General features: G+C 70.5%; 11 protein-coding genes. 8 read left to right on the top strand and 3 right to left on the bottom strand.

What is annotated here, in order from left to right; all coding sequences use genetic code 11:
- Nucleotides 1–69: 69 nt before the first annotated feature.
- The 6 genes from CSW58_RS02015 to CSW58_RS01990 all read left to right on the top strand — a co-directional run bounded on the left by CSW58_RS02015 (nt 70) and on the right by CSW58_RS01990 (nt 6,890).
- Nucleotides 70–570 carry a DUF2975 domain-containing protein gene (locus tag CSW58_RS02015; RefSeq protein ID WP_099446112.1) on the top strand — a complete coding sequence of 167 codons (501 nt, stop codon included), beginning with the start codon at nt 70–72 and terminating at the stop codon, nt 568–570.
- Nucleotides 570–809, top strand: coding sequence for a helix-turn-helix transcriptional regulator (locus CSW58_RS02010; protein ID WP_099446111.1), 240 nt, complete (start codon nt 570–572; stop codon nt 807–809). The genes CSW58_RS02015 and CSW58_RS02010 overlap by 1 nt, the downstream gene beginning before the upstream one ends.
- Before the next feature lie 137 nt (nt 810–946).
- The gene (gene gshB / locus CSW58_RS02005) at nt 947–1,900 is read left to right on the top strand and encodes a glutathione synthase (RefSeq protein ID WP_099446110.1); all 954 of its coding nucleotides are present in this window, start codon (nt 947–949) and stop codon (nt 1,898–1,900) included.
- Nucleotides 1,901–2,021: 121 nt separating this feature from the next.
- A complete protein-coding gene (locus tag CSW58_RS02000) occupies nt 2,022–3,593 on the top strand; it encodes a YifB family Mg chelatase-like AAA ATPase (RefSeq protein WP_099446109.1) in 1,572 nt (523 codons plus the stop codon).
- Nucleotides 3,594–3,618: 25 nt separating this feature from the next.
- A complete protein-coding gene (locus tag CSW58_RS01995) occupies nt 3,619–5,148 on the top strand; it encodes a response regulator (protein ID WP_099446108.1) in 1,530 nt (509 codons plus the stop codon).
- 29 nt (nt 5,149–5,177) lie between these two features.
- Nucleotides 5,178–6,890, top strand: a complete 1,713-nt coding sequence (locus CSW58_RS01990; protein ID WP_099446107.1) for an MFS transporter — start codon at nt 5,178–5,180, stop codon at nt 6,888–6,890.
- Here the strand turns inward: CSW58_RS01990 and CSW58_RS01985 are convergent.
- From CSW58_RS01985 to rlmN, 3 genes are all read right to left on the bottom strand, one after another.
- Complete coding sequence (locus tag CSW58_RS01985; RefSeq protein WP_099446106.1) at nt 6,887–7,717, bottom strand: serine protease; 831 nt, start codon at nt 7,715–7,717, stop codon at nt 6,887–6,889. The two genes, CSW58_RS01990 and CSW58_RS01985, sit on opposite strands and share 4 nt — an antisense overlap.
- A 25-nt stretch (nt 7,718–7,742) precedes the next feature.
- The gene (locus CSW58_RS01980) at nt 7,743–8,171 is read right to left on the bottom strand and encodes a DUF350 domain-containing protein (RefSeq protein ID WP_099446105.1); all 429 of its coding nucleotides are present in this window, start codon (nt 8,169–8,171) and stop codon (nt 7,743–7,745) included.
- Between the two features lie 96 nt (nt 8,172–8,267).
- Nucleotides 8,268–9,473, bottom strand: coding sequence for a 23S rRNA (adenine(2503)-C(2))-methyltransferase RlmN (gene rlmN / locus CSW58_RS01975; protein WP_099446104.1), 1,206 nt, complete (start codon nt 9,471–9,473; stop codon nt 8,268–8,270).
- Between the two features lie 137 nt (nt 9,474–9,610).
- Between rlmN and CSW58_RS01970 the strand changes: the two genes are divergently transcribed.
- Together CSW58_RS01970 and CSW58_RS01965 are read left to right on the top strand one after the other, a co-directional pair.
- Nucleotides 9,611–10,243 (top strand): LysE family translocator, encoded by a 633-nt coding sequence (locus CSW58_RS01970; RefSeq protein ID WP_099446113.1) that lies wholly within the window; start codon nt 9,611–9,613, stop codon nt 10,241–10,243.
- Nucleotides 10,244–10,504: 261 nt separating this feature from the next.
- The gene (locus CSW58_RS01965) at nt 10,505–11,215 is read left to right on the top strand and encodes a ribonuclease T2 (RefSeq protein WP_099446103.1); all 711 of its coding nucleotides are present in this window, start codon (nt 10,505–10,507) and stop codon (nt 11,213–11,215) included.
- Nucleotides 11,216–11,271: the final 56 nt, after the last annotated feature.

The following is an 11,271-nucleotide window of genomic DNA, read 5'->3' as shown; positions in this document are numbered from 1 at the left end:
GTCAGATATAAAGTTGCGGAGCCTGGGTCTTTAAGTCAAGATTAAAGACAAGACAGGATTGGAGGACCCATGAGCCGCAGCGACATCGACCTTTTCCGCCGCAAGTGCGGCCAATTCCGCTGGCTGGCGAGGTTCATGGTGATCAGTGTCGGGGTGCTTCTGGCGCTGATGACCTGGATCGCGCCCCTGCTGCTGGTCCTGCTGCACAAGGCCGAGATCGCGCCGGCCAAGATCCTTTCCGTGACGATCGGCAACCTGCCGGCCGCCTGCTACCTGCTGGGCGTCTGGTCGATCGGTCAGGCCATGGGGGAGCTGGCCAAGGGCCGGCTCATTCAGGCGACCCTGCCCTCCGCCCTGCGGCGGGTCGGGATCGCCCTGGGCGTCGGCGGCGTGGCCAGCGTCTTCTTGGTTTCCAACCTGATGCGGCTGGTCGAGCAGACCCGAGGCGGCTACCTGCACTTCGACGTGGCCGGCATGACTCTGGGCATGATCGGCGGCGCGCTCTTCCTGCTGGGGCGGGTCATGGATCAGGCGCTGGCGGTCCAGGCCGAACTCGACGAGATGATCTGATGCCCATCCGCATCACCCTGGACGCCCTGATCGTCGCTAAGGGCCTCAAGGCGCGCGACCTCGCCCAGGAGGTGGGCCTGAGCGAGACCCAGCTGTCGCTGTTCCGGTCGGGCAAGGTGAAGGGCATCCGCTTCCGCACCCTGGCCCGCCTCTGCGCGGCGCTGGACTGCCGTCCCGGGGACCTGCTGGACTACGACTTCGACGCCGCCGACCTGACGACGCCGGACGAGCCGGATTAGGTCTATTCAGCGCGCCGGCCGCGCGGGGCGACCCCGGCCCCAACTCACCCCTCGCATTCGGGCGGTCGCGGCCTTAACTAGGCAGTCGCGGCGCGGGGCGTCTTCCGTCGCCGCGCCAAGCTGATCCGGAGTCGTCCATGTCGTTGAGAGTCGCCGTCCAGATGGATCCCGTGCTGGGGATCAATATCGACACCGACACCACCTTCCAGATGATGATGGAAGCCCAGGCCCGGGGTCACCGCCTGTGGGTCTATACGCCCGACAAGCTGTCGATGGAGGACGGCCGGGTCTTCGCCCGCGCCCAGTCCCTGGTGCTGACGGCGACCCAGGGCGCCCATGCCGAACTGGGCGACAGCGTGCTGATCGACATGAAGGACGACATCGACGTGGTGCTGATGCGCCAGGATCCGCCGTTCGACATGGCCTATATCACCGCCACCCACTTCCTCGAGAAGATCCACCCCCACACCCTGGTGGTCAACAATCCGGCCGAGGTGCGCAACGCGCCCGAGAAGCTTTTCGTCACCGACTTTCCCGGCGTGCAGCCGCCGACCCTGATCACCAGCGACCATGAGGCGATCTACGACTTCCGCGCCCGGCACGGCGACATCGTGCTCAAGCCGCTCTACGGCGGCGGCGGCTCGGGCGTGGCGCGGCTGCTGGCCGACGATCCCAACCTCGACGCCCTGCTGGAACTGCACGCCATGATCGGCCGAGAGCAGGTCATCGCCCAGAAGTTCGTGCCGGCCGTCAGCAAGGGCGACAAGCGCGTGCTGCTGGTCGATGGCGAGCCCGTCGGCGCGATCAACCGCGTGCCGGCGGCCGGACAGGTGCGCTCCAACCTGCGGGTCGGGGGCCGGGCCGAGGCGGTGGAGCTGACCGCCCGCGATCTGGAGCTCTGCGCCATCATCGCCCCGGAGCTGAAGCGCCGGGGCCTGCTGTTCGTCGGCATCGACGTGATCGGCGAGTATCTCACCGAGATCAATGTCACCTCGCCGACCGGGGCCCAGCAACTCAAGCGCTTCGGCGGGGCCGACGCCTCGGCGGCGTTGTGGGACCGTATCGAGACCCTCCGCGCCGCGCCGCGCTGATCCGTTGCGGCCTGGGGATTCGTCGCTCGGTGTTTTCCTGAAACGTTCGTTTTTCGTTCTTGCTGCGCCCCCACGGTCATGGTTCGATTGTGGATAAGTGTAGCTGCACAGAGACGCGAGCATGGCCGCCAGGGTCGTAACGGTTGCGTTCGAAGGGGTCGAGGCGCGTCGCGTCGACGTCGAGGTGCAGCTGACCACCGGTCAGAACCTGTTCATGCTGGTGGGTCTGGGCGACAAGGCGGTGGCCGAAAGCCGCGAGCGGGTGCGCGGCGCCTTCGCGGGCCTGGGCCTGGCCCTGCCGGGCAAGCGCATCGTCGCCAACCTGGCCCCGGCCGACCTGCCCAAGGAGGGCTCGCACTATGACCTCCCCATCGCCCTGGCGGTGATGGCGGCCATGGGGGTGATCCCGCTCGACGCCCTGGATGACTGGGCGGCCATGGGCGAGCTGTCCCTGGACGGCCGCATCGCCCCCACCGCCGGCGCCCTGCCCGCCGCCATGGCGGCGGGGGCCATGGGTCTGGGCCTGATCTGTCCCGAGGCCTGCGGGCCCGAGGCGGCCTGGGCCGGCGGCACGCGGATCCTGGCCCCGCGCTCCCTGGTTTCGCTGATCAACCATTTTCGTGGCCTGCAGATCCTGACGGCCCCGGCGCCCGGCCCGGTGGTCGAGGGCGAAAGCCCCCGAGACCTGCGCGACGTCAAGGGCCAGGAGCACGCCAAGCGGGCCCTGGAGATCACCGCCGCCGGCGGCCACAACCTGCTGTTCGTGGGCCCGCCGGGCTCGGGCAAGTCGATGCTGGCCCAACGCCTGCCGGGCCTGCTGCCGCCCCTGACCTCGGCCGAGCTGCTGGAGACCTCGATGGTCCATTCGGTGGCCGGCCTGATCGCCAAGGGAACCCTGACCCGGGCAAGGCCCTATCGCGCCCCGCACCACAGCGCCAGCATGGCCGCCCTGACCGGCGGCGGCCTGAAGGCCAAGCCCGGCGAGGTGTCCCTGGCTCATAACGGCGTGCTGTTCCTGGACGAATTGCCGGAGTTCGGCGTCCAGGCCCTGGACAGCCTGCGCGGCCCGCTGGAAACCGGCGAGGTGATGGTGGCCCGCGCCAACGCCCATGTTCGCTATCCCGCCCGGGTGCAGCTGATCGCCGCCATGAACCCCTGTCGCTGCGGTCACGGCGGGGCCGGACGCGGGGCCTGCGGCAAGGCCCCGCGCTGCCAGCGCGACTATCAGGGCCGGGTCTCGGGTCCGCTGATGGACCGTATCGACCTGGCCGTCGACATGCCCGCCGTCACCGCCGCCGATCTGGCCCTGCCGCCGCCCGCCGAGGGCACCGCCGAGGTCGCCGTACGGGTGGCCCGGGCCCGCCAGTTGCAGGCCGATCGCGCCGCCGCGCTGGCCGCCACGCCCGGCGGGATCGACGTGCTGAACGGTCGGGCCGAGGGCCGCTTTCTCGACCAGATCGCCGATCTCGACGAGGCCGGCCGCAGCCTGCTGGCCCGCGCCGCCGAGGCCGGCCAGATCAGCGCCCGCGGCTGGACCCGCACCCTGCGCCTGGCCCGCACCATCGCCGACCTGGAGGGCGCCCCGAGCGTCCGTCGCCTGCATGTCGCCGAGGCCCTGGCCCATCGCCGCACCGCCCTGGTCGGCGAGGACGCCGTGCCGCGCCTTTCCGGCGTGGATTTGACCGCCCGTTAAGGCGTGGGCGCTAGGCTCGCCGTCCATGAGCAAGACCCCGACCGCGACTGGCGTCACCCCCGAGCAACTGGCCACCCTGAGCCATGAGTTCCGCACCCCCCTGAACGGCGTGCTGGGCATGGCCCGTCTGCTGGAGGGCACGCACCTGACCGCCGAGCAGAGCGCCTATGTGGCCGCCCTGCGCGAGAGCGGCGATCACCTGCTCAGCCTGGTCAATGACGTTCTCGATTTCGCGCGGCTGGGCGCCACGACGATCGAGCTGCATCCCGCCCCGGTCGATGTCGAGAATCTGCTGCGCCAGGTGGCCGAGCTGCTCAGCCCGCGGGCCCACGAAAAGGCCATCGAGATCGCCTGGGCCGCCGCGCCCGACCTGCCCGCCGTAATGGCCGACGAGGGCCGCCTGCGCCAGGTGCTGCTGAACTATGCCGGCAACGCCATCAAGTTCACCCAGACCGGCGGCGTGCTGCTGAGCGCCGAGCTGACGGCGTCGGGCGCCCTGCGCTTCACGGTGTCCGACACCGGACCCGGCGTCGCCCTGGAAGCCCGGGCCCGGATCTTCGAGGCCTTCGTCCAGACCGATCCCTCGCACCAGGCCCAGCTGGGCGGCGCGGGCCTGGGCCTGGCCATCGTCGCGCGCCTGGCCGCGGCCATGGACGGGTCGGCCGGGGTCGGCGGCGCGGTCGGCGAAGGCGCCGACTTCTGGTTCGAGGCCCGCTTCGCCACCCTTCCCGCCCCGCCCCAGGCCCAGCCCCTGGCCGGCCGCTGCGTGGCGATCGCCTCGCCCAATCTCACCGTCCGCCAGGCCGCCGCCCGCCAGGTGCGGGCCAGCGGCGGCGTCGCCCTGGTCGGGGCCGATGTCGCCACGGCCCTGGCCCAGGCCCCGGCGGGCGCGGTGCTGCTGCTCGACGCCGCCCTGACCGACGCTGACGCGTCGCCGCCCCGCGACCATCCCACCGTCATCCTGCTGACACCCGACCAGCGCGACCGGATCCCGGCCCTGCGCGGCGCCGGCTTCAGCGGCTATCTGATCAAGCCCCTGCGTCGCGCCTCCCTGGTCGCCCAGGTGCTCGAGGCCCGGGCCGCCGACCAGCCCCACCCCGTCGCCCCGGTCCAGGCCTCGCCCGAGGACGATCGCATCGCCCCGGCCGCCGCGCCGGGCTCGCGGGTGCTGCTGGCCGAGGACAACCCGATCAACGCCCTGCTGGCCCGCGCCCTGCTGGAGCGGGAAGGCTGCAAGGTCGACCGCATCGCCAGCGGCTCCGAGGCCGTCAATGCCCTGGCCCAGGGGACCTATGATCTGATCCTGATGGACCTGCGCATGCCGGGCCTGAACGGCATCGAAGCCACCCAGGCCCTGCGCGAGCGCGGCGTGGTCACCCCGATCGTCGCCCTGACCGCCGACGCCTTCGACGAGGATCGCCGCGCCTGCCTGGCGGCGGGCATGGACGACTTCCTGGTCAAGCCCCTGACCCAGGCCGCCCTGCGCGATGTCCTGGTCCGCTGGGCCGCGCCCGGCTGGACGAAAGCCACGACGCGCGCCAAGGTCGCCGGCTAAGCGGGGCGCCCCGCAAGGGGACCCACCGCATGACCGACCAGCCCAAGTCCGCGCCAGACGGGGCGGCGCCGAAAAAGACCCTTCTGCAGACCCTGGCCTTCTTCGGCGAGCGACGCAGCCTGGTGATGCTGGGCCTAGGGTTCAGCTCCGGCCTGCCCTACATGCTGATCTTCGACACCCTGTCGCTGTGGCTGCGGGACGCCGGCCTGTCGCTGGCGGTGATCGGTTTCTTCAGCCTGGCGACCCTCAGCTTCTCGTTCAAGTTTCTCTGGGCCCCGCTGATCGACCGCACCAAGGTGCCGGTCCTGCATGAGCTCGTCGGCCATCGCCGCGCCTGGATGCTGGTCTGCCAGGCGGTGATCATCGGCGGCCTGCTGCTGATTTCGGGGATCGATCCGGCCGCCAATCTTCCCCTGATGGCCGCCGTCGCGGTGATGGTCGGCTTCGCCACCGCCAGCCAGGACATCGTCATCGACGCCTGGCGCATCGAGGTGGTCGACACCGAGCGTCAGGGCCAGATGGCCGTGGCCGTGCAGTGGGGCTATCGCGGGGCGATGATCATGGCCGGGGCCGTGCCGCTACTGCTGGCCGAGCGCTTCGGCTGGAATATCTCGTACCTGGCCATGGCGGCGGCCATGTCGGTGGGGGTGTTCTCCACCCTGATGGCGCCGCGCGAACAGGCCCACCAGATCCGTCCGATCCATACCGAGGGCGTCACCCAGCCCAAGGCTCTGGAGATCGCCGAGTGGCTCATGCGGCTGGCCATCCTGCTGGTCGGGGCCCTGCTGGTCGGCTCGGGCCTGTCGGGGGACGCCGGCCTGTTGTCGAACTTCGTCGGCGGCGAGGCCCTGGAGGCGGCCTGGAAGGCCAAGCCCAACGGCGTCTGGCTGCAGCTGGTCGGGGTCCTGGCCGGACTGGGCGTGATCGTGGTCGCGGCCTGGCCGATCCCCAAGGTGCCGACCAAGCCGGGCGTCTATCTGTCAACGGCGCTCTATTCGCCGCTCAAGGAGTTCTTGACCCGCTTCTCGGGCGTGGCCGGCCTGATCCTGGCGACCATCTGCGTCTATCGGGTCTCGGACTTCGTGCTCAACATCATGAACCCGTTCTATCGCGACATGGGCTTTTCGCTGACCGAGATCGCCGAGATCCGCAAGGTGTTCGGCATCATCGCCTCGATGGCCGGCGTGTTCCTGGGCGGGGTTGTGGTGGCGCGGTTCGGCCTGATGAGGGCCCTGATCGTCGGCGCCTTCGCCCAGCCGATCAGCAATCTGGTCTTCGCCTGGCTGGCCATGAGCGGCCACGATACCGGCGTGCTGTTCGCGGCCATCTGTATCGACAACATCGCCGGCGGCGTCGCCGGCACGGCCCTGATCGCCTACATGTCCAGCCTGACCTCGGCCGGGTTCACGGCCACCCAATACGCGCTGTTCTCGTCGCTCTACGCCCTGCCGGGCAAGCTGATCGCCTCGCAATCGGGGCGCATCGTCGAGGCCTCGGCGATCGCGGCCGAGGCCGGCGGACCGATCGGGGCCCTCAAAGGCCTGTTCACCCGACTGCCGCCGGAAAGCTTCACCGCCGCCGGCGCCAAGCTGGGCGTCAGCGCCCCGGCCATGGCGGCGGGCTATACGGCCTTCTTCCTCTATACGGCGGTGATCGGCGTGGCGGCCATCGCCCTGTCGTTCCTGGTCGCGGCGCGGCAGGGGAATATCGGCAAGGCGGCGGCGGAAGAGGCGGCAGCCTAGATCCCCAGGCAAACCACCTGGGCCACGCGCAGGTCGCGGCGCAGGCCGTCGGCGACGCGGCCATAGTTCTCGGTGGTGATCGCCTCGCCCATGGCGAAGGAGGCGGTGCGGCGGCGGTTCTCGCCCAGCAGTGTGCGCAGGGTTTCCGGCGCGGTGGTGTAGATGCGGCCCCGGCGGGGGCTTTCGGCGACCGTGACCCCGATCACCCGGCCGGCGCTGTCGAGGGCCGGGGCGCCGGACAGGCCGGCCAGGGTGCCCTTGAGGCTGTCGGTGCGACCGACCTCGGCCCAGACCAGCACCGGCTCGGTGCGCGCGCCCCGACCGCGGACGACAAGATTCTCACGCCCCAGCAGCCGCGAGGCGGCCTCGCCGGGATGGCCCTGGGGGAAGCCCGGATGGAAGGCGCGGTCGCCGCGCCGCAGCGGCCGGTCCAGGCCCAGCGGCACGGCCGGAGCGCCGCCCTCTGTGGTCAGGATGGCGGCGTCGCCGTGCGGGTCCAGGGTGATCTTGGCGGCCACGCCGCGACCGTCGGCCACGACGATGGCGGCGTTCTTGCAGCCCTCGACCACGTGGCGGGCGGTCAGCCAGGTGCCGCCGTCATCCACCGAGAAGGCCGTGCCGACCCCCGGGGTGGTCTGGTCGGGCACCTGGACGACGATCGAGGGGTCGAAGGGCGAGGACGGGCCCAGCGGCAAGCCTTCGCCGCCCGGCACAGGCGGCGGCGGCGGCGGCGCGTCGGAGCGCTCCTGGCGACCGACGGCCACGACCAGCAGGGCGGCGACCACCGCTCCGTAAACCAGCCAATCGGGAAGCCTGGGAAACTGCACGCTAGGGGCTCCGCGCCGGGCTCCGTCAGCCGGCCACGGCGGCGGCGAGGATCAGGGCGGTGGCGATCTTGGCCCCGACCAGCAGGGCGGCCGCGGCCACCTCGCCCTCGTGGATGCGCTCGGGCAGGCCGGTCAGGATCACGTCGGTGATCCGGAACACCAGAAGCTGGATGGCGATGGTCGCCGCGCCCCAGATGACGATCTCGATCACCGAGGTCGAGGCGGTCAGCGACACGCCCAGCGGGATGGCCAGGCCGACCAGCACCCCGCCCAGCGACAGTGCGGCGGCGGCGTTGCCCTCGCGGATCAGCTTGATCTCGCGATGCGGGGTCAGCATGGCGTAGAGGGTGGCGCCCAGGATCAGCATGAACAGGGTGACCCCCGCATGCATCAGGGTGACCGGAAAGCCCTGGGCGAAGGCCTGGATCTCGGGCGACTGGAGCTGTGACGGCATGGAGATGGTGAACCCCGAATTGGACCTTGCAAGACCTAGCAGGCTCGCCGCGCCTTGCGTAGAGGGATCGCCTGGCAGGGGCGCCCGTCGCGCGCCTTAGGCCGCCTCGTCCCCATCATCGTCATCATCCAGCACGCCGGCCATGGCGGCCATGGACAGCTGGCGCAGGGCCGAGGCGCGGACCTTTTCGCTCTCGCTCTTCAGCTGGCCGCAGGCGGCCAGGATGTCGCGGCCCCGGGGCGTGCGGATCGGCGAGGAATAGCCGGCCTTGTTGAGGATCGCGCCGAAGGCCTCGATGGTCGCCCAGTCGGAGCACTGATAGTCGCTGCCCGGCCAGGGATTGAACGGGATCAGATTGACCTTGGCCGGCAGGCCCTTGATCAGCTTCACCAGGGCGCGGGCCTCGTCGAGGCTGTCATTGACGCCCTTGAGCATCACATATTCGAACGTCACCCGGCGGGCGTTGCTGAGGCCGGGATAGGCGCGGATGCCGGCCATCAGCTGGGCCAGCGGGTACTTCTTGTTCAGCGGCACCAGCACGTCGCGCAGGGCGTCGTTGGTGGCGTGCAGGCTGATGGCCAGCATGGCCTGGGTCTTCTCGCCCAGGGCCTGCAGCTGCGGCACGACGCCCGAGGTCGACACCGTGATCCGCCGCCGCGAGATGGCGATGCCCTCGTTGTCGCTGATGATGTCGATGGCGTCGGCCACCGAACCCAGATTGTAGAGCGGCTCGCCCATGCCCATGAACACGATGTTGCTCAGCAGGCGGTCGTCCTTGTCCGACGGCCATTCGGCCAGGTCGTCCTTGGCGATCTGCACCTGGGCGACGATCTCGGCGGCGGTCAGGTTGCGCACCAGGGCCTGGGTGCCGGTGTGGCAGAAGCTGCAGTTCAGGGTGCAGCCGACCTGGCTGGAGACGCACAAAGCCCCGGCGCGGCCGACCGAGGGGATATAGACGGTCTCGACCTCGATGCCGGGGCCCATGCGGATCAGCCACTTGCGGGTGCCGTCCTTGGAGACCTGGCGCTCGACGATCTCGGGCCGCGAGACGCTGAACCGCTCGGCCAGCCGGGCCCGGGTCTCCTTGGCGACATCGGTCATCTGGGCGAAATCGGTGACGCCGCGATGGTGCAGCCAGCGGAACACCTGGGTGGCCCGCATCTTGGCCTTGCCGTGCTCGACGACGCCGGACTCGGTCAGAACCGCGACCATCTGGGCGCGGGTCAGGCCCGACAGGTTGATCGGGGCCGGGACGGCGGGGGCCGCGCCGGAGACGCGCGACAGGTCGAGGGTGACGCTCAAGGGGCGGTCCGGGGGCGGGGGTGTGACGGGAGGGCCCGATATAGCACTTGATGGCCGGTTTTCCAAAAGCCGCCGGCCTTTGGGGTTGCGGCGCGGCGAGACCCGGCGCACAGGCGGTGATCTCGCCGGAGATCGCCATGCCCCAGGCCACGACCCTGATCGCCTTCGCCCTGCTCTGCCTGGGCATGGCCCTGACCCCGGGCCCCAACATGCTGTATCTGGTCAGCCGCTCGATCAGCCAGGGGCCGATGGCCGGCATCGTCTCGCTGATCGGCACGGCGGCGGGCTTCGTGGTCTATCTGGTCTGCGCGGCGTTCGGCATCACCGCCCTGCTGATGGCCGCTCCGATCGCCTATGAGATCCTCAAGATCGCCGGGGCCCTGTACCTGGCCTGGCTGGCCTGGTCGGCGATCCGGCCGGGGGGCCGCTCGCCGTTCCAGGTGCGCGACCTGCCCCAGGATTCGGCCCGCCGGCTGATCAGCATGGGCTTCCTGACCAATCTGCTGAACCCCAAGGCGGCCATGCTCTATCTGTCGCTGCTGCCGCAGTTTATCGACCCGGCCCGCGGCGGGGTGATGGGCCAGTCCCTGGTGCTGGGCGCGACCCAGATCGCCGTCAGCCTGACGATCAACAGCCTGTTCTGCCTGGGGGCCGGGACCATCGCCCTGTTCCTGGCCGGCCGCCCCGGCTTCGCCCTGGTCCAGCGCTGGCTGATGGCCACGGTGCTGGGCGGGCTGGCGGTGCGGATGGCGACCGAGAGCGGGCGGTAGGGCTCTGATCGGCTCAGTCACCTGAAATGCCGTTTCCCCGGCGAAGGCCGGGGCCCAGGTCGAACCCCCGGGCGGCGGTGATCCGGCTGGGGCGGGAGGCGCATCAACCCAAGAGGCTCAGGCTGAATCTGGGCCCCGGCCTTCGCCGGGGAGGCGGAAATTATTGCGGCAGCCAAACGGCATACTCCAAACCGATCAACCCCTGACTTGACGATCTAGGTCGTCCCCACGCAAATCGCCGCCAGTTTCGGAGCCCCGCCCATGTCGTCCAGGATCGCCCTCGCCGCCGCCTTCGCCGCCCTGAGTCTGGCGAGCGTCGCCCAGGCCGCCGGTCTGAAGGCCTGCGCCGTGCCGCGTCAGGTGACCCCGGCCCCGGTCGAGGTTCCGCCGGCCGACGAGATCCATACCGACATCCCGACCGCCGCCTATCTGCTGGCCCTCTACTGGTCGCCCGAGGCCTGCCGGTCGGGCATCGCCGAGTCGGACAAGGCCATCCAGTGCCAGGCCAACCGTTTTGGCTTCACCGTGCACGGCCTGTGGCCCAACGGTCCCGATCGCGTCCACCCCCGCTACTGCAAGCCCGGCGCCCAGATCAGCCTCAGGACGGTGAAGGCCAATCTGTGCATGACCCCCTCGCCCTGGCTGCTGCAGCATGAGTGGCAGGCGCACGGCACCTGCGAATGGGCCACGCCCGAGGCCTATTTCGCCAAGGCCCGGGCGGTGCGCGAGACCCTCAACGTGCCCGACCTCAAGCCCGGTCCCGGCGACTGGATGACCGCCGGCCAGGTGCGCGACGCCTTCCTCAAGCGCAATCGCGGCCTGACCCGCGACGGCCTGAACGTGCGGGTCAAGAAGGACAATCGCCTGACCGAGGTCTGGGTCTGCCTGGACCTGGCGTTCAAGCCGGCCGCCTGTCGCGGCGGCAATGGCACGCCCGACAATGTGGCCGTGCGGGTGACGCCGAAGGGCTAGACACGGGTTGGCGGCCTCGCCGATTTTCACCGGCGAGTTGGGGAGGCGGCGGAGCG

It is taken from the genome of Caulobacter sp. B11, assembly GCF_002737765.1.
Lineage (GTDB): Bacteria > Pseudomonadota > Alphaproteobacteria > Caulobacterales > Caulobacteraceae > Caulobacter.
Note: the sequence above shows the minus strand (reverse complement) of the source record. Positions and strands in the feature narration are given on the sequence as shown.